Source organism: Psychroserpens luteolus (assembly GCF_021032705.1).
Taxonomy (GTDB): Bacteria; Bacteroidota; Bacteroidia; order Flavobacteriales; family Flavobacteriaceae; genus Psychroserpens; species Psychroserpens luteolus.
Genome location: NZ_JAHVXI010000001.1, coordinates 222,711 through 246,527 on the forward strand (window position 1 = coordinate 222,711; position 23,817 = coordinate 246,527).

Consider the following 23,817-nt stretch of genomic DNA (forward strand, 5'->3'; position numbering starts at 1 on the left):
ATATGAACAATAAAACAGCCATATTAATCTTTGCAAATACTGCCAAATTTGAAGCGGCACAAAAACCATTTCAATCGTCGGAAGTCTTATTTGATGCGTTCAATGCTCAAACCTTAAAGATTGTTGAGCGTGCTGGTTTGCCTTATTTTCATTCGTCTGAAAAAAACCAAATTGGCTCAACCTTTGGCGAACGTTTCACTAATGCCATTCAATCTGTTTATGAAAAAGGGTTTGACACCATTATCGCTATTGGAAATGACACACCTCACCTACAAACAAAACACATTCTAAAAGCTGTTCAACAATTAGAACAGAATGATGTTGTTTTAGGACCTTCTAAAGATGGTGGTTTTTACTTGATGGGATTAAAACAATCTAATTTTAATGTTGAAACATTCTTGAAATTACCATGGCAAACATCTCGATTAAACCAAAGTATTTCAAGATTAATTCGTTCCAAAAAAGTAAATCTATATTACTTAGAAACACTTTCAGATATCGATAAAACTTCAGATATCAAAGCTATTATGAATAGGTTTGAACGTATTTCTAATGACCTAAAACAACTTTTAAAAACATACATTTCCATAGAAAAAAGGATTTATTACACTTCAATAAACCTTGTTTCAATACTAAGTAGAGACACCTATTTTAATAAAGGTTCGCCTAGCTTAGTTTAGAATACCTTACCCTTAGATTTTAAAATATTGCTTCTTCATTCATAACGAAGAAAAGCGATTGAATAATTATAAATAAAATTTTGTGTCACATTACGACCCTATTAAAAATACAATTGAACTATGAGTTACTTAGAAACTACACATGACGTCTATAAAGAAGCTGCTTTAACACCAGATGTTGGATTATGCTGCACGACCAACCCTATTTGGGAATTACCAGGCTTAAAAATCCCAAGAATAATGCAAGAAATGAATTACGGTTGTGGTAGTACTGTACATGCAAGAGATTTATCTAATAACCCAAAAATGCTATATGTTGGTGTTGGAGGTGGTATGGAATTATTACAATTTTCATATTTCAACCGACAAAAAAATGGTGTTATTGGTGTTGATGTCGTTGATGAAATGTTAGAAGCATCAAGAGAAAACTTTAAAATCGCCGAAGAACAAAACAGTTGGTTTAAAAGTGAATTTGTAGATCTAAAAAAAGGAGATGCACTTAATCTACCTGTTGAAGACAATAGTATAGATGTTGCTGCTCAAAATTGCCTCTTTAATATTTTTAAAGCTGAAGATTTAAAACGTGCCATTGAAGAAATGTATCGCGTTTTAAAACCTCATGGGCGATTGGTGATGAGTGATCCTACTTGTGAGCAACCTATGAATGAAACACTCAGAAATGATGAGCGTTTACGTGCATTGTGTTTAAGTGGAAGTCTTCCTATTGCCGACTACGTTAAAGCATTAACAGATGTAGGTTTTGGTACTATAGAAATTAGAGCGCGTAAGCCTTACAGAATTTTGAATCCTGAAGATTACCCAACTGACGAACTTATCTATATTGAGTCTATTGAAGTGGCAGCAATTAAAGATCCAATGCCCGAAGACGGTCCATGTATTTTTACTGGAAAAGCTGCTATCTATTTTGGTAAAGAAGATTACTTTGACGACAAAAAAGGCCACATACTTTTAAAGAACCAACCTTTAGCAATTTGTGATAAAACGGCTGCTGATCTTGCCAATCTTGACAGAAAAGATATATTTATTAGTGAATCAACATTCCATTACGATGGTGGTGGCTGTTGCTAAATAAGAAAGCACTATTCATGACTTAAAACGATCTCTTTTTTTATGAGAAAAATAGTAATCTTCATTTTCGCTTTTGTATCATTATCCCTTTATGGGCAAGAAACGCTTGACGACTTACTTAAGCGTTTTAACAAAAATAATGTCCCATATATTTCAGTTCAAGAATTGGCTATGCCTAAAACAAACGCCATTGTTTTGGATGCCAGAGAACTAGATGAGTTTAATGTGAGTCACCTTAGAGATGCCATTTATGTAGGCTATGATAATTTTAAATTAAAGACCGTAGAAAAACAAATTCCAAATAAGGATGAAGCCATTGTTGTCTATTGTACTTTAGGAGTAAGATCTGAGGTGATAGCCAATAGATTAAAAAAAGCAGGATATACTAATGTCAAGAATCTTTTTGGTGGCATTATTGAATGGAAAAATAAAAATTTTGATGTTTACAATATCAAAAACAAGGCGACGGATAGTGTTCATGTTTGCTCAAGTTATTGGGGAAAGTGGTTAAAAAAAGGAAAAAAAGTATATCCAAAAGCATTGAAATCGAATGACTAAAAATGCACTAATCGTATTTACCCGAAATCCTGAATTAGGCAAATGCAAAACACGTTTAGCCAAAACACTTGGAGATCAATCTGCATTGGATATTTACAAATATTTACTTCAACATACGGCTAATGTTGCTAAAGGTGTTCAAGTTGATCGCTACGTGTTTTATTCTGTTGACATCAATTATGATGATATCTGGAGTTCTAATTTTTTCAGTAAAAAACTTCAAAAAGGAGAAGATCTTGGTGAGCGCATGGATAATGCGTTTAAAGAACTGTTAGATTCTGGGTATGAAAAAGTAGTGATTATAGGAAGCGACTTATTAGATTTAAATGAAACAATTATAGAAGAAGCCTTTGTAAAATTAGATCATCATGATGTTGTTATTGGTCCTGCTAAGGATGGTGGTTATTACTTACTTGGCATGAAAACACAACACTCAAACCTATTTAAAAACAAAGATTGGGGAACCGAAACTGTTCGTCAAGACACATTAGAAGATTTACAAAATAGTAATGTCTACTTACTGAAAGAGTTAAATGATATTGATACTTTTGATGATATGAAACATTACAATCAACTCAAACCATTTTATAAAACTCATGATTAAACTAATAACCGAATCGACAGATTATCTCATATCAAAAGGCTTTGATAATCCAGAAATAGGAATCATACTTGGTACAGGACTTGGTTTATTAACCCAAGAAATTGAAGTCCTTCATGAAGTAAGCTACAATCATATTCCTAATTTCCCAACAGCTACTGTAGAATTCCATAAAGGAAAACTTATTTACGGACATCTTGCTGGTAAAAAAGTAGTTGTAATGCAAGGTCGTTTTCATGTTTACGAAGGCTATTCATTACAAGATGTGACCTATCCCGTTCGAGTTATGGAAAAGCTTGGCATTACAACCTTATTGGTATCTAATGCCTCTGGAGCTATTAACTTAGATTTCAAAAAAGGAGAATTGATGTTAATTGATGACCATATCAATTTACAAGGCAGTTCTCCTCTAGCATTTAAAGGCGTTGAAGAATTGGGCGAACGTTTTACAGATATGAGTGCACCTTATAATCTAGACATAAATGAAAAATTTAAAGCTATAGCAAAAGCTAATAATATCAAATTACATGAAGGTGTTTATGCTAGCGTTGTTGGTCCGCAACTAGAAACAAGAGCCGAGTACAGAATGCTTAAAATTATTGGAGCTGATGCTGTTGGTATGAGCACTGTTCCAGAAATTATAGTGGCGAATCATTTGAACTTAAAAGTAGCTGCCGTATCCGTTTTAACAGATGAATGTGATCCAGACGATTTAAAACCAGTTGATATTGGAGAAATAATCGCCATGGCTGCAAAAGCAGAACCTGATATGATTACGCTATTTAAAGAATTAATAAAAACATTGTAGTTGAATTATCATCTTAAAATAAAAAAGAGCCTCTAAATAGAGGCTCTTTTTTAACATTAAATTCTAAAAATCGCTGTAAGCATGACCTAAGTTTTTCGTCCAAAACAAAATACAAATTGCGAACCATGATTTTAATCCTACTGTTTATTTCTGCCTGTTTTTTAGCTTATAGTAATGGAGCTAACGATAATTTTAAAGGTGTTGCCACACTCTTTGGAAGCGGAACAACTAATTATAAAAAAGCCATTAACTGGGCTACAATAACCACATTTTCTGGATCTGTTGCAGCCATTTTTTTTGCCAATGCGTTAGTAAAAAACTTTTCTGGCAAAGGATTAGTTCCAAACGAGTTAATAACCATGCCTATTTTTGCCATATCAATTGCATTTGGCGCTGCTTTAACGGTATTTATAGCCACAAAAATAGGAATGCCTATATCAACAACGCATAGTTTAGTAGGTGCTTTATTTGGGGCCGGAGTTATGGCAGTTGGTTCTCAGTTTAATTTTGCAAAACTTGGAGGCACTTTTTTAATGCCTTTAATTGTAAGTCCGTTAATGGCAGCAGTTATTAGTTTAATTGCTTATCTCATCTTTAGATTTTTTAGGAAACGACTAGGAGTTACAAAAAAAACAAGCCTTAATATTCATGAAAAACAAATTTCAAGTGTTGCTTCGCTTAACATGGATAATGGAGCTACATTAAAAACAAAGAAAACTATTGAGGCTACAATTCAAAATAAAATAGAGACCTATGATGGTCAAATTTTTGGACTAAGTTCTCAAAAAGTTTTAGATACTTTGCATTATTTAAGCGCTGGAGTTGTAAGCTTTGCTCGAGGTTTAAATGACACTCCAAAAATTGTTGGATTGCTATTAATTATTAATGCTGTAGACATAAAATGGAGCATGATTATAATTGCTATTATTATGGCCATTGGAGGATTGCTTAATGCTAAGAAAGTTGGTGTAACTATGAGTAAAAAGATAACACCAATGAATTCAGGTCAAGGATTTACAGCAAACATGGTAACAGGTCTATTAGTAACAACTGCAAGTGTACATGGTTTGCCTGTATCGACGACGCATGTTTCTGTTGGTTCTATTTTTGGAATTGGAAGCGTTACAAAAAAAGCCGATTATAAAATGATTGGTAAAATATTATTATCTTGGTTGCTAACACTTCCAATAGCTGCTATTGTAAGTGGTTTATTATTCAAGTTATTAGAAACACTTTCTTAATTACCTGCCTATCGAAAAGTATATTGATATTATTGCAAATTCTTATTCTGGCTACTGGAATTACCTTAAAAATGAAATTCTTCTTCAAAACAATTGGGATAATTATTTTTATGGGTTAATTGCTATTTCTCTTATTGTTTGGGTGTTGGAAATTGCTTTTCCTTGGCGAAAGGATCAAGCTTTGTTCCGAAAAGATTTTTGGCTGGACACCTTCTATATGTTCTTCAATTTTTTTCTTCTGAATTTACTCGTATTTATGGCCTTATCAAATACAGCTTCTGCTCTTTTTGATGATGTTTTAGGATTAATAGGTCTATCCGTTTCTAATTTTCAACTCTTTGATGTTGACGATCTACCAAAGTGGCTTGGTCTATTCATCTTTTTTATTGTTAGTGATTTTGTACAGTGGAATACTCATCGTTTGTTGCATCGCGTACCTTTATTATGGAATTTCCATAAAGTACATCACTCTGTAAAAGAAATGGGGTTTGCAGCACACTTACGCTACCATTGGATGGAACCTGTGGTATACAAATCGTTGCTTTACGTACCTATAGCAATCATTGGTGGATTTGATGCCAAAGATGTGGCCATAGTTCATTTTTTCGCCATCGCCATTGGTCATCTTAACCATGCTAACCTTGGTTGGGACTATGGTATATTCAAATACGTTTTCAATAATCCGAAGATGCATATCTGGCATCATGCCAAAGAACTTCCTAAACATGTTAGGTTTGGTGTAAACTACGGACTAACATTAAGTATTTGGGATTATATCTTCAAAACGAACTATGTACCTCACAATGGAAGAGATATTGAACTCGGCTTTGATGGTGACGAAGAATTCCCAAAAGATTTTTTTCAACAAGAATTATATCCACTTAAAACCAAAAGTTAAAAATTGTCGTAAGTGTTTATAATGAACATTAAAACTGAAACATGAATAATCTAAAATATATCGTGTTCTTATACATTGGCATGAGTCTTTATAGTTGTGGTACAACAAAGGCTACGATTAAAGAGGACGCAAAAGAAGAAACAACTGTTACTGAAACGAATACAGAAGATGTTGAAATTATAGAAATCGACGAGACCGAACTTGATGTAGAAGAAACGGTATTATCAGAACAGGAAATTGAAGACATGAATAAAGCATCAAAAGCGGTTAAAGCCACCAAAATTGAGCTAGATGAATCAACATCTACTAGTACCAATGCGATAAGAGCTAGAGTAAACCACTCAGCTTGGAATACACTACTTCAAAAGCATGTTTCAGAACAAGGAAATGTTAATTACAAAGGCTTTAAAGAAGATAAGGCGACCTTCTATGCTTATTTAGACTTATTGTCTGAAATACCTCCTCAAGACTCTTGGAGTAAGAATGAAACACTCGCCTATTGGATGAATGTCTACAATGCATTTACAGTAAAACTTATATTAGATAATTATCCAACAAAAAGCATCAAAGATATTAGTGGACCATGGAGTCATCGCTTTATACGCATTGGTGAAAAATGGTACACCTTAAATGATGTCGAGCATCGAATCATTCGTAAAATGGATGAACCTCGTATTCACTTTGCTCTCGTTTGCGCAGCTGTATCCTGCCCAAGATTATACAATAAAGCCTTTACTGAAAAAGATCTAGAGGCCGATTTAGATTTATTAACTCGAGGATTTTTAAGTGATACTTCAAAGAATGAGATTAATGAAAATTCCATCAAGTTATCGCGAATATTTAAATGGTATGGTGGTGATTTTAAAAGTAAGGGTAAAACGTTAATCGATTTTTTAAATCAGTATTCTGACGTTAAGATTTCGGCTAAGGCAAAAAAGAGCTATAAAGATTATAACTGGAGTTTGAATGAATAACATCTCGATTATAATTCCTGTTCTTAATGAAGTTCAAACTATTAAAAAACTCTTGTTTCATTTAATAGACAGTGCTTCTTTACAGAACATTTCAGAAATTATAGTAGTCGATGGTGGTAGCACTGATGGTTCTCAAGAGCTTATAAAAGCTTTAGACCTCAACATTAAATTATTGTCGGCTCCAAAAGGCAGAGCCAAACAAATGAATTTAGGAGCGAAAGCGGCCAGAGGAAATATTTTATACTTTTTACATGCCGATTCATTCCCGCCGAATCGTTATGACCAACTTATTATTAATGAAATTGAAAAAGGACATCAAGCTGGTTGTTTCAGATTAAAATTTGACAGTAGTCATTGGTGGCTACGCTTGGCTAGTTGGCTTACACAATTTCGTTGGAGAGCTTGTCGTGGTGGTGACCAAAGTCAGTTTATCACAAAACAACTGTTTGATGAGATTGGTGGTTATGATGAAGACTATATCATTTATGAAGACAATATATTGATTAATGCCCTTTATGAAAGAAAGGAATTTGTTGTGATCAATAAAAAGATTGAAACCTCAGCTCGACTATATCGTAAACATGGTGTATGGAAACTCCAATATCATTTTTGGACCATTTATGTCAAGAAGTGGTTTGGGGCTTCAGCCGACGAATTATTTGCGTATTACAAGAAGCATATTTGCTGATTAGTTCTTATTTCTTCCCAATTCATTTGGATATAAATCTGGCAAAGCATCACTCTGAAAAATTGCTTTAGTATTAATATCTACTGCAGATAATTTCCCAGTAAAAGCAGCACCTGTATCAATATTCCAAAGGTTAAGTGCATTAATTGGCAGGTCGCTATTAAAACGAATCGTTGGCGTATGCCCAATATAAATTTCCTTATAGTTTTTTAGTCTATATGGATATGATTGCGGAGATTGAATAACTCGTCTTTGCATGGTTAAAGCCATTTCCAATAACGTGCGATCGAAATAGAAATTCTCTTGATCTATCTCTTGTGTAACACCTTCTTTTGAAGTAAAACCAGCATGAATAAATAACCTGTTTTGATCATCGATATGATATAAAGGCATGGACTCAAAAAAATCGAGATGCCTGCCTTTGTCTTCCTCAGAAAAGCCTTGATAACTCTCAACTGTTTCTTCACCACCATGCATCAACCATACAGGTTCACCATAACCCGTTCGTAACCAATCTTCACACCAAACATCATGATTTCCTTTAATGAATATGCAGGTATTGGTTTTAGACAAATCAATCAAGTATTCAATAACCTGTGCAGATTCACTCCAACCATCGACATAATCGCCTACAAAAATGAGTGCATCATCTTTAGTTACTTTTGCGCGATGTAAGAGTTGAATAAGGGCTTGCAATCCACCGTGAATATCTCCTATAGCTAGTGTTCTCATATCGTTTTCGCTTACCGCAAATCTATGAGATTAAAGCATGTAAAAAAAAGAAAATTAAAAATATTGACCAATACCAAATACCAACCCTTGCGTCGAGTTTTCGGTAACGCCAATACCATAATCGATTCTAAAAATCGCATTAAAAATGGTTTTATGAATAAATCGAAGTCCAACTCCTGGATAAACTCTAATATTTTGAGAATCGCTAAAATCACCAAAATCGCCTCCAGGATTTCGCCAACTACCAGCATCTATAAACGCATTTCCTTGTAGTGAAAACCAGTCTTTTTCATAGAGTGTGTGACGATATTCTGTATTAAGTACAATTGCGGCTGTACCTCTATCAATAGTGTTTCCCACACCTCTAATGTTTAAGTTATTATCTACTGAAAAAGGTGCAAATGGTGTATCATTATTTGTAGCGACACCTAATCGTAATCGACTTGCCCAATTACCTTTGTTTCCGAATCGTTGAAAATATTGAAAATCATTCCAACCAATTAAGAAGGCTGGTAATTGCGATTCGTTTCTAGAGGTCACATATTGGAAATTAAAAATACTTCTAAAGCCTTCAACGTATTGATAATCGTAGTTTAGATTATTGTATTCATAAATTAATTTATAAAGCAATTTATGCACTCTTAATTCTAAAGGCACATCTGGGTTTGTAGCTCCAGATTTATATTCGTAATCTTCGGTAAAATAATTCAATCCAAATTCGAATCGGTTATTAAAATTGAGTTGAAATAAGCCTAATACTTCTATAGACTCATTATTGTATTTATAATCTGAGGTTGTATTATCAAAAAACACAGGTTCTTGCGTTGTTAAATCTTGGTAATTGACTGCTAATCCTAACTGTCTAGAAAACAAATAAGGTGCTCTAAAATTTAACGCATACGAATCATAAATATCCTTTTGATAGAATCCGCCAAAGGTTATATTTTGACCAAATAAATTAAACTCATATAAGCCTAAACGGTAGGCAAATTCATCATCATTTGTCGTGTAGACATTAGCAGATGGAATAATAGTAAAATTCTCTTCAATATTATAAAAGACATTATAGGTATTCTCTTCATCTGCAGGAAATACTTGATAGTAAGCATGTGCTATTGAAGGCAAACGTTTTAGCAGTTTAATATCGGCCTCAATAACCGCTGAATCTAGTTTTACTCCTGTTTTAATATTAGAAATCTTTCTAACAAATGATGCCTTGAGTTTTTTATGGCCTTGAACTTTTAAATCGGCCACAGTAGCATCTTGCGCCTGTGCAAATGTTGTTATTAAAAGCAGTAATGCTATTAGAGTTTTCATGTGATTGTTGTTAGACCTCTTTGGTCGTTTACATCACATTTCCTTACGTTAAATCACGAGTATTTTATTTGGTTTTATAAAAAGTTTGTAAGACCATTTCCACAGGTTTGTTTTGTGGTGTAAATTGGTTGTCTTTTTCTCCACCACTTCTATCATAATTATGAAACCATTTCCAAATAAAGCCGCCAGCAAACCATTCTTCATTCCAAAATTCTTCAAACAAAGCTTGAGTTGCATTGGTTTGTCCTTCAAAATTTAATGATTTGATTGTATGATCACTTTCCCATGGTTCTTTACCTGTGTAGTCCATACTTCGGTAACCATATTCGGTAAACAAAACGGGTTTGTTATGTGTGTCTGAAAGTGATTTAATGACTGTTTTATGCTTTTGCCATCCTGCTTTACATTCTTCAACCGTAGGTGTTTGTTGATCACTCACCGGAAAATAGGCATCAACACCAATATAATCTAATTCGCCCCAAAATGGTGTGCGTTTAAATTCATCCCAATTGGCAGCATACGTTAATTGGCCTTTATAAATGGTCTTGATTTTTTTGATTAAGCTATTCCAATAGTCTGGACGCTCTTTTACAAAGTTCTCTAACTCTGTTCCAATACATAGAATTTCAGCTTTTGTCTCTTGAGCCAGATCGGCATACTCTAAAATAAACTTGGAATAGGATTCTTCGAGTGTTTTCCAATCGGCTTCAGTAGTCATTTTAATGTATCCTGTAAACTCTCCTCGCCAAACCCAAATTTGAGGTTTGACCATAATTTTAATCTGTTTCTTTCTAAGTTCTTCTATATATTGTTTGGCTCCAGCTCTGGTTTCACCATACCATTGGCGATCTGTATTATGTACAATTTCTGGATGCTCTAAATTTCGAATGAAGCCAAAAGGCATAATTGCCGTATAATTTGCACCAACGTTAACCACTGGTTTTGTATGAGATTCGTCGATAGCATCAGGAGCAGCTACAAAGCTTAAACCATTAATTTTTTCGGGCTGTGCAGCACACGATGTAATGACACATAATACAATTAGGAGTCTAAAAATTCTCATGAGATTTAATTTAGACTCCTAATTTAATACTAAAGACTAGAATAATGCTCTTAAGCCTATGTTAAATGTTTGTCCGAGACCTGTATTATTTCCTCTAACAAAGTTGGTATATAAGGTTTCAATATTCAAAACTTTGCTCAATTGATACTTTGCACCTCCTCCAACAGCAGTAAAATCTTGTTCAAAATCATTACCTGTATCTATGCGTTGTTGATGCTGTACTAATGCTAATATTGTAAATTTCTGACTTGGAAAATAGCTTAAAAATACGCCTGGTGTAAGGCTTAAACTATTATTGGCAAAGCTATCTTCTTTTTTTCCGAAGTTATATTCAGTATTAAGTTCTGTAAAAATCTGCCAGTCTCCACTAGGAAATGTATAATCATAAAAGAATCTATTTTGAAAAATAAATCCTTTTTGGTCTAAAAACACACCATCTTCAGTCTCATTATCCACTAATGGAATATGAAAAGCGGTTTGAATTGTAAAATTACTTACACTTTTAATTGGATTGAATTTTACAGCTGGTGCAAATGATGTAAACCCAGAACGAGCAGTTCCTCTTTCACCATCAAATGAAAACACATCTAATGCATTTCTATCGTTGACCACGTTTGAACGAAACTCTAATAATAATCCAACATTAAAACTACTGTTCTCTGAAACACCCGTGAATATATCTAATGTAGATGTGAAAAATGTTTGTCTTGGTTCTTCTCCGTCTGAAAATGTGCTTTCTGTTTGTGTGTAAAGGTTATTAAACCATTTAATATCCCACTGCCCTTTATTTAATAATTTTGAAGGTGTATATTCTTGAATAACACTTTTTTCAGGTTCTTGATCTTCTTGCGAGAATCCTAAAAATGTAAAACTTACTATAGTTATTAAGGTGATTATTTTTTTCATTTTAATTTTTTTTTGGTTGTTTAATTTTTCTTTTTATTGTTTGTTTAAATTCCAATTGTATGCGTAATAGGACACTTTAGATTTTGTAGCAATTTTATCAGTTCTAAAGGTGTTGATGAACTCTATTTCACTACCATTTTTTACAAAGTCTTCTTTATACCATTTAAAAATTTCTGAAAGTTCAACTTTGTTCTTTTTTACTTTTATGAAATTGGAATTATTAAGTGCTATTTCGGTTTGCTTCTGTAATTGCTGTTCTAAAGTAGTTGGCAAATAAGCTTTATTAATTAGAGGCGGACAACCATTAGCACCACATACTAATACAAAGTGAAAACGTGCATCTTCAAATTGCGCTCTTAATTTTTTATTTTCTATATCGTTTAATGTGATAGATTCACCTGCAATTTTATATTTGGTTTTATCAAAGAAACCCGCTTTATCTAAAGGTGATTTTATTGGATAATTATCTATAATACCTTTAATAACAGAGATATTATAGGCATTAATCCAAAATGCTTGATAGGTTTTAGCATCGTTTTTTGATACAGAAATAGTTTCGGTTAAAGACACTAACTTATTTAAAGTCTCTGGGTTGTCATTTATCTTTGAGTAAGCTACTTTTCCATTGGACACATTAGCTTTAAAAAAAGCATCTGCAGTTTTAAAAAATTCTGAAGTACTCTGCCCAAATCCAAAACTTAGTGCTCCAAAAAATGCTAGTATGAATATGATCTTTTTCATGATTATAAATTCTTTTATTATAATTTTTACTATGGCTAAGTCGGTTAAAAACCCTTTACTTACAAGGATTTTAAAAAAAATGTGCTGTCTAATTTCCGAAGAAAACCTTACAGAAAAATTTTAATTTAAAACAGATATAAATTAGAAAGCACAATTAAGTTCTTATCTTTAGTAACGACAGAATCGTAGTAACAACCAAAAAATTATGGAGCACATCGTTATCATTGGAAATGGAATTTCAGGTGTCACACTTGCAAGACACATTAGAAAGCTTTCCGACAAAAAAATCACTATTGTTTCGGCAGAAACCGATTACTTTTTCTCCCGTACTGCATTAATGTATGTTTATATGGGACATATGAAGTTTGAGCATACACAACCTTATGAAGATTGGTTTTGGAGAAAGAACAGAATTGAACTTGTTAGAGGTTATGTTCATCATATTGATACCGACAATAAGGTCCTTAAAATTAACGAGAGAGACTTTTTAAGTTATGACAAACTAGTTATAGCAACAGGAAGCAAGCCTAATAAATTTGGATGGCCTGGTCAAGACTTATTAGGTGTTCAAGGTTTATATAGCAAACAAGATTTAGACGCTTTAGAGAAAAATGCGCCCAACAATGATGTTTGCAAGCGCGCTGTTATTGTAGGTGGTGGACTTATAGGTATTGAATTAGCTGAAATGCTAAATTCCAGACATATTCCTGTTACTTTTTTAGTTCGTGAATCCAGTTTCTGGAACGGCGTATTACCTCAAGGTGAAAGCGCTATGATCAACAGACATATTAAAAATCATCATATAGATTTGCGCTTATCTACAAACCTGAAAGAAATTAAAAGTGACGATAACGGACGAGTAAAATCTATAATCATTGAAGAAACTGGTGAGGAAATTTCGTGTGATGTGGTTGGTTTAACTGCAGGTGTATCTCCTAATATTGACTTCATAAAATCTTCAAACATTGAAACTGGACGTGGTGTAAAAGTGAATAGATACTTAGAAACCAATATACCAGATGTTTATGCTATAGGCGATTGCGCTGAGCAGCATGAAGCGATTGAAAATAGAAGACCTATCGAAGCTGTTTGGTATACTGGACGTATGATGGGTGAAACCTTAGCGCAAACCATTTGTGGAAATCGCATTCAATATAAGCCAGGACATTGGTTTAATTCGGCCAAGTTCTTAGATATCGAATATCAAACCTATGGTTGGGTATTTAGTGAAAAAAGCAAACAAGATCATGAACAACATTTTCATTGGAAACACGAAGACGACACTAAGTGTATAACAGTGGCTTATCATAAAGATACTAATGAATTTTTAGGAATTAACACTTTTGGAATACGAATGCGACATGAGACTTTTGACACATGGCTTACTGAACATAGAGATATCGACTATGTTATGAATCATCTTATAGAGGCCAATTTTGATCCTGAATTTTATAAGCATTTTGAAAAAGATATTTTAAGTGCCTACAACAACCAACTACAAACTGCGTAATTATGAGTAATAAATTAAACTATAGTATGTCTTTAGCTAAACCTGATGCTCAAGACTTATCAAAGAAGCAAAAATTAGCTGTAGGAATGGGAGTCATTGGACTATTCATCTTAGTCTTGGCTTTATTTAATCTTGACTTACCTAATACCTCAATATTTTTAACCGTTTCACTGTTGTTAATTTCTGTAGGAACAATTCTATTTGCAAATGATGCCTATCTCACAAAACTAAAAGGTATCAAGAATGATGGTGTTTGGTTTAAGTCGATATCCTCTCGTGGTTCACTAGGATGGATTACAGGAATCGTACTGACCTCGTTTTACGTGGTACTTTATTTCTATGAAGGACTTCTTGGAGCTGGTGTTGATGGCGCAGCGAATACAGGTTTAATTGGGTTATTCGACCCATTAAGTCAACTACTAAGCGGAAGACCTGCAAGTCAGTGGTTTGTTTACGGAACACTTTATACTATTGCTATTTTAGCCTTTGGCTACAAATTTATTTTGAAATACAGACATAATCGTTATGAACAAATCAGAACCATTTCGGTAATGTTTTTTCAATTAGCATTTGCCTTTTTAATTCCTGAATTTATGTATGTCATGAATTCAGATTTACCATACTATGATCTTAAAAATGTTTGGCCACTTAACTATTACAACTTTGAACAGTATCGTATCAATTCATTTATCAATGGTGGTACTATTGGTATGGTTATGCTCATTTTTGGAATTGTATCCATTTTTGTAATCACACCTATATTAACGTTCAAATTTGGAAAACGTTGGTATTGTTCATGGGTTTGTGGTTGTGGTGGATTAGCAGAAACTGCTGGTGATTCGTTTAGACATTTGAGTGATAAAAGTCAGAGTGCCTGGAAAATAGAACGATGGGTAATTCATAGTGTTTTAGTTTTTGTGGTATTAATGACAACAGCTGTTATTTATACGTATTTAGGTTATGACCCAGATAAATATTGGTTAACAAGAGATGTATTTTTATTCTCTGTAGCTGGTTTTCTTACTCTAATTTTTGCCTTGGTTATGATTTTTAAGCGCAATGAATTAGGAAAAGATGCTAGATATGGAGCAATTGGTTATTTTGCCATTATAATCGCTTTAATTGCCATTCACCTCTTTAGTTCGAAAACCAAACTTTTCATTTTTGAAGCAGAAACTTTAAGAACGTCATACGGTTTTCTTATAGGTGCTATTTTTTCTGGTGTTATCGGAACGGGCTTCTACCCTATCTTTGGAAATCGTGTTTGGTGTCGTTTTGGTTGCCCAATGGCAGCAATATTAGGATTCCAACAGCGTATGTTCTCGCGTTTCAGAATTACAACAAATGGCGGACAATGTATTTCTTGCGGAAATTGCTCTACCTATTGTGAAATGGGAATTGATGTTAGAGCTTATGCACAAAAAGGTGAAAATATTGTTCGATCTAGTTGTGTTGGTTGTGGTATTTGCTCTGCTGTTTGCCCAAGAGGAGTATTAAAATTGGAGAATGATAGTATGAAAGGAAGAATTAATCCGACAGAAGTATTATTAGGTAATGACGTAGACCTAATGGATTTGGTAAATCAAAAATAATGAGACTAATAGTAATATGCCTTCTTTTTTCGTTTTCAGTATATGGACAAAACACCTATCAGAAAAATCCATTTGAAAATGGAACTATTAAATCTGAAGGCTGGTTAGACAATAATCTAAAAACAGCGTATTGGAAATTTTATCATGAAAATGGCCAACTGTCTGAAGAAGGTCATTATAATAACGATAAGAAAAATGGTTTCTGGAAGTTTTACAATGCTAAAGGTCAACTTCAAAAAGAAGGATATTTCAAAAATGGTTTAAAGACTGGTTATTGGAAAATCTACGATAATAATAGTATTACCCAAGAAGGAAACTATAGTAATGGAAAACGAATAAACCATTGGAAGTTTTATTATGCCAATAAAGCATTAAAAGAAGAAGGGCACTATTCTAATGATTTAAAAACCAAGTATTGGAAATCGTATTACAAAAATGGTCGACTCGAAAAAGAAGGTCATTTTAGACACAATAAAACGACTGGTTATTGGAGGTTTTATCATAAAAATGGACAATTGGAAAAAGATGGTGAGTTTAAGTTAGGAAAATTCACTAGCTATTGGCAATTTTACAACCTAAATGGAAAAAAGACATCTGAAGGTCATTACGTTAATGGGAAAAAGAAAAATTGGTGGTTGTTTTATGATTCTGAAGAAAAGATAAATCATAAATGTCAATTAGATAACAATCAAAAAAACGGGTATTGTCTAATGTATAAAAATGAAAAACTGGTTTCGGCCGTTAAATATTCCAAAGGAAAAAAAATAAAAGAATGGACGGATTTAGCGTCATTTAAAAAAGAAAATAAACTCAGCGATCTTAAATGACCAAAATTAAAGTGATTATTCCTGCTTATAACGAAGCAGATTCTATAACGCATGTTATAAAAGATATTCCAGACATTGTAAACGAAGTTATTGTAGTGAGCAATAATTCTAACGACGATACTGAAATCAATGCGAAAAACGCAGGAGCGACTGTACTTACTGAACAAAATAGAGGTTATGGTTATGCCTGTTTGAAAGGCATGCATTATATCGCCAGCCAACCAGAACCTGAGCATCCAGATATTTTAGTATTTCTCGATGGTGATTACAGTGATTACCCTGAAGAGCTAACAAAGATTGTCGCACCTATAATTGATAATAATATTGATTTTGTTATTGGAGCACGAGTTAAGAGTCTGAGAGAAAAAGGGTCTATGACAGGTCCACAAATCTTTGGAAATTGGCTAGCTACTACATTGATGACCTTGTTTTTTAGAGCTAAGTTTTCAGATTTAGGTCCTTTTAGAGCGATTAAGTATGAGAAACTTCTTCAATTAAAAATGGAAGATAAAACCTATGGCTGGACCGTAGAAATGCAACTCAAGGCATTACGACAAAAATTAAGCTACACAGAAGTCCCTGTAAACTACAGAAATAGAATAGGCGTCTCAAAAGTTTCAGGTACGGTAAAAGGTGCTATATTTGCAGGCGTAAAAATCCTAGGCTGGATTTTTAAATACAGTTTTAAAAAATGATTCTTGAAACGACCATAATTGTCATTTACACCATTGCTATCATACTTATTTTTATGTATGCTTTAGCACAGCTCAACCTACTCTTTAATTACTTGTCTTCGAAAAGAGCAGATACGACTTGTGACACTTTTGATTTATCTAACCCAGATGAAATTCCTTTAGTGACCATACAATTACCTGTATACAATGAGATGTACGTAATGGAGCGCCTGTTAGACAATATTGCGCGTATAGATTACCCTAAAGACAAATTAGAAATACAAGTTCTAGATGATTCAACAGACGAAACTGTTGAGACCACACGAAAGCATGTAGAAAAATTACGAGCAACTGGCTTAGATATTAAACAGATTACTAGAACAGATAGAACTGGATTTAAAGCTGGAGCACTTAAAGAAGGTTTAGAAATTGCTAAAGGCGAGTTTATTGCCATTTTCGATGCAGATTTCCTTCCAAAGAAAAACTGGTTGAAGCGTACAATCCCATATTTTAAGCAGCCAGATATTGGCGTTGTTCAAACACGTTGGGGACATATCAATAGAAACTATTCTATTCTCACAAAAATTCAAGCATTTGCTTTAGATGCCCACTTTACCTTAGAACAAGTTGGACGAAATAGTAAAGGTCATTTTATCAATTTTAATGGTACTGCTGGTATATGGCGTAAAGAATGTATTATAGATGCTGGAAACTGGGAAGGAGACACCTTAACCGAAGATTTGGATCTAAGTTATAGAGCACAACTCAAAAACTGGAAGTTTAAATATTTAGAAGATGTTGAAACACCTGCCGAATTGCCTGTAGTCATTAGCGCAGCGCGTTCACAACAATTTAGATGGAATAAAGGAGGTGCCGAAAATTTTAGAAAAATGCTTTGGCGCGTTTTAAAATCTAAAAATATTTCGACTAAGACTAAAGTCCACGGCCTCTTACATTTACTCAATAGCACCATGTTTTTAAATGTATTTATAGTTGCTGTGTTGAGTATTCCAATGCTTTATATCAAAAACGAATATGCACATTTACGTTTTTACTTTTACTTTATGAGTTTCTTTGTAATGAGTACGGTAATTTTCTTTATCTGCTATTGGTTTATGTACAAGCAAATTTATGGAAGTGGGTTCAAGAGGTTTTTTGGTTATATAGGTATGTTTTTTACATTCTTCTCAATAGCCATGGGCTTTTCTTTACATAACTCTATAGCTGTTCTTGAAGGGCACATAGGAAAGCGAAGTGAGTTTGTTAGAACACCTAAATTTAATATTAGTACCATAAAAGACTCTTGGAAAGGCAACAAATACTTGCGCAAAAAACTATCCCTTAATGTCATTGTTGAAGGGCTCTTAATGCTCTATTTTGGATTTGGATTATACTATGCTTTTGTTGTTGGTGATCAGGGTGGTGATTTTGGATTATTTCCGTTCCACTTAATGCTATTTGTTGGGTTCGGCTACGTCTTTTTCAAATCTCTATCTTCTAAAGTATAATGCAATTCTGGAAACTTTATAAAGTTCCGTTACTGCTTACATTTGTTAGCCTTATTCTCTATTGGCTTTTCGCTTATAAACTCATAAGAACAGATTATACAACTCTTATTGTTTTATATGGTTTACTTTGGTTGGTCTTTATTTTTATTCTGAAATACGCCAAAACTCACTTAAAGTTCTTAACGATTGTTGCGTTTTTAAGTCGAGCTATATTTATTCTAGCCATTCCCAATCTATCTCAAGACTTCTATAGGTTTATTTGGGATGGCCGTATGATTTTTGAAGGTTTAAATCCGTATTTATATACTCCCGAATCATTTATACAAGCAGGAACAGATTTGCCTGTATTACAAGCAGAAGCTTTATACGATGGAATGGGTGAACTCAATGGAAGTCATTACACCAACTATCCTCCAATTAACCAACTATGTTTTACAATTGCCGCGTTGTTTTCTGGTCATAGTATTTTAGGCTCAGCACTTGTATTACGACTCTTAATTATTACAGCGGACTTTGGTACACTATTCTTCGGAAAACGACTATTGAAGACGTTAAATATTCCTGTGAAAAATATCTTTTGGTATATTCTCAATCCGTTTATTATTATTGAATTAACTGGAAATCTTCATTTTGAAGGCGTGATGATTTTCTTCCTTGTTTGGAGCTTGTACTTACTACATTCTAAACGATGGAAATGGGCTGCAGTTGTTTTTGCTTTGTCGATTTCGGTGAAATTAATCCCATTGTTGTTTTTACCTTTATTCTTCTACTATTTTATCTCTTCGCGACCAACACTGAAAAAAGGGTTTTTAAATCTTATTGGATTTTATGCTATTGTAGGTATTACTACACTCTTATTATTTGCGCCATTCTTTTCAACAGAATTTATAAACAACTATGCACAAACTGTTGGATTATGGTTTCAAAAATTTGAATTTAACGCCAGTGTCTATTATGTTGCAAGACACATTGGCTATTGGATTACAGGTTATAATGAAATTGCTATAATTGGTAAAATATTACCAGCTCTGGTTTTTGTATTTATCATTTCGCTAGCATTTTTCAAGAAGCATGTTGATTTAAAAAGGCTCATAACGCATATGTTATTTGCATTTACTTTCTATTTATTTCTAAGTACAACTATTCACCCATGGTATGTTGCTATGCTTTTGATTTTATGTGTGTTTACTGATTATAAGTTTCCTATAGTGTGGAGTTTTATTATCATACTAAGTTATCTAGCATACATAAACCTCAATAAAGCCGATAAGTCTGAAAACCTATGGATAATTGCCTTAGAATACACGATTGTATATGGCGTTTTTATTTGGGAAGTTTTCATAAGAAAGTCGACTCAAAAAATTGAGGCTTGATCTTAAAGCTTGGGAAGACTAATTTTAGTCGTCGCTCGTTAACCCTGGATCTTGAACCGCTTCTGGATCGTCATTATCAAAAGCCTCATAATCATCTTCATCATAATTTTGCATTGTTACAGCTAGTTTGGTACTTACCTTTACCAAATATTTGGTATCATCTGTAGTAACTTCAACTGCTTCAACAATTTCATTTTTGGCGTTTGTAAATGAAATAATATGGCCATCATCATATCCATAAGGATATTTTTCTACTAATAAAGCTAAAATTTCAGGTGTCAACTTTTTAAAATCAACAATAACACGCTTTAAATTGTCTTTTTTATTCATAATTGTATATATCTAGTAGGTTAGAATTAAGATATAACACTCCCTTATTAATATTTAAATAAATCAATAGCTAGTATTAAAATTAAAAAAATAATTTGAGCTAAAGTAAATTATTTATTGTTAGAGATTAAAATTGAATATTAAATATAGGTTAAGGATTGAAGGTTTATTAACGTTAAAGTCTGGTTACTTTTTCATAGAAAACCTTAGATTTCATACTTTTATTAAAATTTCACTCACTGAAAAAGCATTTTCGCTAAATGAGAACTTGAGCTTACTCACTATCATTTGAAAACTCAAAGTGAAGTCTATAGATTTGATGTAAACAAAACAATTATAATTATGAAAACACTAACGATGAAAAGAATTGCACAAACCTTAGGTGTAATAAGTATGGTAATGATCGCTGCAGTTATCTCTAATCCGCTATATGCACAAACGCAAGTTACTGCATCTGCTACAGCTGTTGGTCAACAAATGACGATCAAAGGGAAAGTAAGTGATGACAAAGGACCATTACCTGGAGTTAACATTGTACTTAAAGGGAATAAGATTGGGGCTATTACTGATGGAAAAGGTGAGTTTACATTTCCGAAGGCATTAAGCTCGGGAGACATTTTGGTATTTAGCTTCTTAGGTTATGAAAAGCAAGAGGTTAAAATTGATTCAAAAACAACATTTATCAATTTAGTATTATCAACCGATCTTGTTGAGATCATGGGAGCTGTGTCTACAGATAAACCATATAAATCTAAGCGCTCAAAAAATTAATATAGCATTGTTTAGATGAAAACAAGGCTATTTGTACTGCTCTTCATAGTTGCATTTCAAACGCATGCACAATTATCTGACTTTGAACATATCAATTTTCGAAAAGCAGATAGTGCGGCATTGGCATGCAAAGATGAGGGGCTTAGCAATTTACCAGAATTAGCTTATAAACTCACTTCTAATTTAGATACAGATGTAGAACGCTTTAGAGCCATTTATTTATGGGTTTGCTCTAACATTGCAAATGATTACAATCTGTATCAAAAAAATAAAAGAAAACGCTACAAGTATAAAAACGATAGTATAAAACTCAATGCTTGGAATACGCGTTTAAAAAAAGAAATTTTCCGTAAACTCTTAAAACAAAAACGAACCATTTGTACAGGCTATGCTTATATCGTACAAGAACTTTCGAAAATGGCCAACCTCAATTGTGAAATCGTTCATGGGTTTGGACGAACGAGCATGACAGATGTCGAAAAGCTTGATGCTCCAAATCACTCATGGAATGTGATTCAACTTAACGGAAAGTGGTATCTCTGCGATCCAACTTGGGCCAGTGGGATACCAAATCCTGAAACAAATGAATTCGAATTTCAATATAACGATGGGATGTTTCTTACCAACCCGAAACTCTTTGCTGTAAACCATTTTCCTATAGATGATAGGTGGATGCTTTTAAAGGAAAACAAGCCAACATTTGACGAATTTCTTAATGCTCCAGTTATTTATGGCAAGGCCTATACCAACTTAACGGGTCATGATGCACCAAAAAAAATGCATCATATTATTCAAAAGAATGAAAAAGTTGTCTTTAAATATCAGCTTTATAAATCAGTTGAAGAAGATGACATCAAGTTTCTCATTGATAATGGCTATCATAACAAAAAAATAAAGCCTACATCTACTCACATTGAGAACGAGAATTTAACTCTAGAACACCTATTTGATACTAAAGGGTTTTACGATGTACATTTATACATTGGTGAAGATTTGATTTCAACATATACAGTAAAGGTAAAAAGTTGAATGCTATGTCTAAAGTTACTATACATATGGTTTCAAGCTTAGATGGTTTTATAGCCAAAAAAGATGGAACTGTATCATGGCTTCAATCTAAAGACACTTATGATAAAGGTATCACCCTCTCACAAGAAGATATAGAAGACTACCTCAAAACGATACACTGTTATGTTATGGGTTCAAAAACCTACGAACATGCATTAGAGTTAGGATGGCCTTATGGTGAAAAGCCTGTTTATGTATTAAGTCATAGACCTCTGAGATCGGACAAAAAAAATGTCATGTTCTTTTCGGGAGATATAAACAAACTCATAATCCAAGAACTTAAATCTAAACATGAGAATATATGGGTTGTTGGAGGCGCAATGATTACCAAAGAAGTAATTCGTTTGAAATTAGCAGATGAAATTATCATTTCAATGATGCCAATTATTCTTGGTGACGGCACACTCTTTTTTGATTTTATTGGTCAAGAACACAATCTTCATCTAAAAGATGTTACGGCTTATAAAGATGGAATGGTAGAGTTAACTTATGATATAAAACAATAATACAAGCTATATTTTGAACATCGAAGACTACCGAACATATTGTCTATCTAAACAAGGAGTTACAGAATCATTCCCGTTTCCTAAACTTCAGAATGTTCTTGTGTTTAAAGTGGCAGGAAAAATGTTTACAGCAACAAATATTGATACGTTCTCAAGTTTCAGTATAAAATGCATACCAGAAACTATAGATGACCTAAGATCTCAATACCCTGCTCTTGAAGAACCATCTTATTTCAGTAAAAAACATTGGAGTAAAGTTGTGGTAGATGGAACCATTAAAGATGAAACGCTATACAGTTGGCTAGATATTTCTTATGATTTAGTTGTTTCTAAGCTTACAAAAAAACAAAGACATCTTCTATATCAGTAGTAAAACAGTGCTATCCTTTTAAAATAAAAAAGTTTTAAAAAAATTATGTAGTTAAATGACTTCACATTATATTTGTAGTCAAATGACTTCATATGAATTTAAGACGAGACGTATTCCAAGCTTTAGCCGATCCAACACGACGATCAATATTATTACTATTAGCATCTCAATCCATGACTGCAGGAGCTATAGCCTCAAACTTTGATAGTGCCAGGCCAACAGTTTCAAAGCACATTCAAATTTTATCTGAATGTGACCTACTAAAAAAAGATCGAAAAGGTCGAGAAATCTACTATGAGCTTAATGTCACAAAAATGAAAATTGTTGATGACTGGATGAACCAATTCAGAACTATTTGGCAAAATCGATTTAATAATCTTGATCAAGTATTACTAACCATAAAAAAAAATGAAAAATGAAAAACAAGCTATTTTTTGACTTTACCGTTAACGAAAAAACAAATACTATAGGTGTAAAAAGAGAGTTCGCTGCAGAACTTTCATTGGTATGGAAAGCATGGACAACATCAGAACTATTAGATCAATGGTGGGTTTCAAAAGATTGGGTTTCTCAGACAAAATCAATGAAATTTATAGAGGGAGGACATCGCCATTACGTTGTTAGAGGTCCTGAAGGCGAGGAATTTTGGGGAATCACAACCTACGATAAGATTAAACTTTATGTTAGATTTTCTGGTAAAGATTGTTTTGCAGATGAAAACGCTACTATAAATCAAGACTATCCGCAATCAACCTATAGCATTGTCTTTATAGATAAAGGAGAGAAAACACTTATAGAACATCATACAACATATCCTGATTTAGATCAATTGAAGGCGAGTATTGAATACGGGTTTGAGGACGGCATGTTAGCTGCCTTTGAAAAATTAGATGAAATTTTTAGTGCGTAATTCTAGGTGTATTTTTAAAATTTAAATTCTTTAAAAATTAAGTGTTTTCACTTCGGTTCAGTTTCTTTTACTAAATTAGTAT

General features: G+C 33.3%; 27 protein-coding genes. 21 read left to right on the plus strand and 6 right to left on the minus strand.

The window, feature by feature from the left end; translation table 11 throughout:
• Positions 1-2 precede the first annotated feature (2 nt).
• From KWG70_RS00930 to KWG70_RS00970, 9 genes are all read left to right on the plus strand, one after another.
• The gene (locus KWG70_RS00930; protein ID WP_230934109.1) at positions 3-680 is read left to right on the plus strand and encodes a TIGR04282 family arsenosugar biosynthesis glycosyltransferase; all 678 of its coding nucleotides are present in this window, start codon (positions 3-5) and stop codon (positions 678-680) included.
• Between the two features lie 120 nt (positions 681-800).
• Positions 801-1,769 (plus strand): arsenosugar biosynthesis arsenite methyltransferase ArsM, encoded by a 969-nt coding sequence (gene arsM / locus KWG70_RS00935; RefSeq protein ID WP_230934110.1) that lies wholly within the window; start codon positions 801-803, stop codon positions 1,767-1,769.
• 42 nt (positions 1,770-1,811) lie between these two features.
• A complete protein-coding gene (locus tag KWG70_RS00940; protein WP_230934111.1) occupies positions 1,812-2,327 on the plus strand; it encodes a rhodanese-like domain-containing protein in 516 nt (171 codons plus the stop codon).
• Entirely contained in the window at positions 2,320-2,931 is a 612-nt protein-coding gene (locus KWG70_RS00945; protein ID WP_230934112.1) for a TIGR04282 family arsenosugar biosynthesis glycosyltransferase, read from the plus strand. Before KWG70_RS00940 ends, KWG70_RS00945 begins: the two co-directional genes overlap by 8 nt.
• The gene (locus KWG70_RS00950; RefSeq protein ID WP_230934113.1) at positions 2,924-3,736 is read left to right on the plus strand and encodes a purine-nucleoside phosphorylase; all 813 of its coding nucleotides are present in this window, start codon (positions 2,924-2,926) and stop codon (positions 3,734-3,736) included. Before KWG70_RS00945 ends, KWG70_RS00950 begins: the two co-directional genes overlap by 8 nt.
• A 125-nt stretch (positions 3,737-3,861) precedes the next feature.
• Positions 3,862-4,977: an inorganic phosphate transporter gene (locus KWG70_RS00955; RefSeq protein ID WP_230934114.1), complete on the plus strand. Its 1,116-nt coding sequence runs from the start codon at positions 3,862-3,864 to the stop codon at positions 4,975-4,977.
• A 10-nt stretch (positions 4,978-4,987) separates the two neighbouring features.
• Complete coding sequence (locus KWG70_RS00960; protein WP_230935011.1) at positions 4,988-5,875, plus strand: sterol desaturase family protein; 888 nt, start codon at positions 4,988-4,990, stop codon at positions 5,873-5,875.
• Between the two features lie 41 nt (positions 5,876-5,916).
• A complete protein-coding gene (locus tag KWG70_RS00965) occupies positions 5,917-6,849 on the plus strand; it encodes a DUF547 domain-containing protein (protein WP_230934115.1) in 933 nt (310 codons plus the stop codon).
• The gene (locus tag KWG70_RS00970; protein WP_230934116.1) at positions 6,842-7,537 is read left to right on the plus strand and encodes a TIGR04283 family arsenosugar biosynthesis glycosyltransferase; all 696 of its coding nucleotides are present in this window, start codon (positions 6,842-6,844) and stop codon (positions 7,535-7,537) included. Before KWG70_RS00965 ends, KWG70_RS00970 begins: the two co-directional genes overlap by 8 nt.
• On the opposite strand, the gene KWG70_RS00975 is transcribed toward KWG70_RS00970, so the two are convergent.
• The 5 genes from KWG70_RS00975 to KWG70_RS00995 all read right to left on the minus strand — a co-directional run bounded on the left by KWG70_RS00975 (position 7,538) and on the right by KWG70_RS00995 (position 12,296).
• A complete protein-coding gene (locus KWG70_RS00975; RefSeq protein ID WP_230934117.1) occupies positions 7,538-8,269 on the minus strand; it encodes a metallophosphoesterase in 732 nt (243 codons plus the stop codon). It lies immediately after the preceding gene.
• Between the two features lie 54 nt (positions 8,270-8,323).
• The gene (locus KWG70_RS00980; RefSeq protein WP_230934118.1) at positions 8,324-9,586 is read right to left on the minus strand and encodes a POTRA domain-containing protein; all 1,263 of its coding nucleotides are present in this window, start codon (positions 9,584-9,586) and stop codon (positions 8,324-8,326) included.
• A gap of 64 nt (positions 9,587-9,650) precedes the next feature.
• Positions 9,651-10,649 (minus strand): glycoside hydrolase family 113, encoded by a 999-nt coding sequence (locus tag KWG70_RS00985; RefSeq protein ID WP_230934119.1) that lies wholly within the window; start codon positions 10,647-10,649, stop codon positions 9,651-9,653.
• 36 nt (positions 10,650-10,685) lie between these two features.
• A complete protein-coding gene (locus KWG70_RS00990; RefSeq protein WP_230934120.1) occupies positions 10,686-11,555 on the minus strand; it encodes a hypothetical protein in 870 nt (289 codons plus the stop codon).
• Between the two features lie 33 nt (positions 11,556-11,588).
• Positions 11,589-12,296: a DUF547 domain-containing protein gene (locus tag KWG70_RS00995; RefSeq protein ID WP_230934121.1), complete on the minus strand. Its 708-nt coding sequence runs from the start codon at positions 12,294-12,296 to the stop codon at positions 11,589-11,591.
• Positions 12,297-12,501: 205 nt separating this feature from the next.
• On the opposite strand from KWG70_RS00995, the gene KWG70_RS01000 reads away from it, so the two are divergent.
• The 6 genes from KWG70_RS01000 to KWG70_RS01025 are packed head-to-tail and all read left to right on the plus strand — an operon-like array spanning position 12,502 to position 19,780.
• Positions 12,502-13,806, plus strand: coding sequence for an NAD(P)/FAD-dependent oxidoreductase (locus KWG70_RS01000; RefSeq protein ID WP_230934122.1), 1,305 nt, complete (start codon positions 12,502-12,504; stop codon positions 13,804-13,806).
• Positions 13,807-13,808: 2 nt separating this feature from the next.
• Positions 13,809-15,398: a 4Fe-4S binding protein gene (locus KWG70_RS01005; RefSeq protein WP_230934123.1), complete on the plus strand. Its 1,590-nt coding sequence runs from the start codon at positions 13,809-13,811 to the stop codon at positions 15,396-15,398.
• A complete protein-coding gene (locus tag KWG70_RS01010; RefSeq protein ID WP_230934124.1) occupies positions 15,398-16,225 on the plus strand; it encodes a toxin-antitoxin system YwqK family antitoxin in 828 nt (275 codons plus the stop codon). Before KWG70_RS01005 ends, KWG70_RS01010 begins: the two co-directional genes overlap by 1 nt.
• A complete protein-coding gene (locus KWG70_RS01015; protein ID WP_230934125.1) occupies positions 16,222-16,920 on the plus strand; it encodes a glycosyltransferase family 2 protein in 699 nt (232 codons plus the stop codon). The genes KWG70_RS01010 and KWG70_RS01015 overlap by 4 nt, the downstream gene beginning before the upstream one ends.
• Positions 16,917-18,407 (plus strand): cellulose synthase family protein, encoded by a 1,491-nt coding sequence (locus tag KWG70_RS01020; RefSeq protein WP_230934126.1) that lies wholly within the window; start codon positions 16,917-16,919, stop codon positions 18,405-18,407. Before KWG70_RS01015 ends, KWG70_RS01020 begins: the two co-directional genes overlap by 4 nt.
• Positions 18,407-19,780, plus strand: a complete 1,374-nt coding sequence (locus tag KWG70_RS01025) for a mannosyltransferase (RefSeq protein WP_230934127.1) — start codon at positions 18,407-18,409, stop codon at positions 19,778-19,780. The genes KWG70_RS01020 and KWG70_RS01025 overlap by 1 nt, the downstream gene beginning before the upstream one ends.
• A 24-nt stretch (positions 19,781-19,804) precedes the next feature.
• On the opposite strand, the gene KWG70_RS01030 is transcribed toward KWG70_RS01025, so the two are convergent.
• Positions 19,805-20,110 (minus strand): hypothetical protein, encoded by a 306-nt coding sequence (locus tag KWG70_RS01030; RefSeq protein WP_230934128.1) that lies wholly within the window; start codon positions 20,108-20,110, stop codon positions 19,805-19,807.
• A 342-nt stretch (positions 20,111-20,452) separates the two neighbouring features.
• Here KWG70_RS01030 and KWG70_RS01035 point away from each other — a divergent pair, with 342 nt between their 5' ends.
• The 6 genes from KWG70_RS01035 (at position 20,453) to KWG70_RS01060 (ending at position 23,735) form a co-directional block, all read left to right on the plus strand.
• On the plus strand, positions 20,453-20,881 hold the full coding sequence (locus KWG70_RS01035; protein ID WP_230934129.1) for a carboxypeptidase-like regulatory domain-containing protein: 429 nt from the start codon (positions 20,453-20,455) through the stop codon (positions 20,879-20,881).
• A 15-nt stretch (positions 20,882-20,896) separates the two neighbouring features.
• Positions 20,897-21,910 carry a transglutaminase domain-containing protein gene (locus KWG70_RS01040; protein ID WP_230934130.1) on the plus strand — a complete coding sequence of 338 codons (1,014 nt, stop codon included), beginning with the start codon at positions 20,897-20,899 and terminating at the stop codon, positions 21,908-21,910.
• 5 nt (positions 21,911-21,915) lie between these two features.
• Entirely contained in the window at positions 21,916-22,455 is a 540-nt protein-coding gene (locus KWG70_RS01045; RefSeq protein WP_230934131.1) for a dihydrofolate reductase family protein, read from the plus strand.
• Positions 22,456-22,468: 13 nt separating this feature from the next.
• Positions 22,469-22,825, plus strand: a complete 357-nt coding sequence (locus tag KWG70_RS01050) for an MmcQ/YjbR family DNA-binding protein (protein WP_230934132.1) — start codon at positions 22,469-22,471, stop codon at positions 22,823-22,825.
• Positions 22,826-22,917: 92 nt separating this feature from the next.
• On the plus strand, positions 22,918-23,244 hold the full coding sequence (locus KWG70_RS01055; RefSeq protein ID WP_230934133.1) for a metalloregulator ArsR/SmtB family transcription factor: 327 nt from the start codon (positions 22,918-22,920) through the stop codon (positions 23,242-23,244).
• Positions 23,241-23,735: an SRPBCC family protein gene (locus KWG70_RS01060; RefSeq protein WP_230934134.1), complete on the plus strand. Its 495-nt coding sequence runs from the start codon at positions 23,241-23,243 to the stop codon at positions 23,733-23,735. The genes KWG70_RS01055 and KWG70_RS01060 overlap by 4 nt, the downstream gene beginning before the upstream one ends.
• Positions 23,736-23,817: the final 82 nt, after the last annotated feature.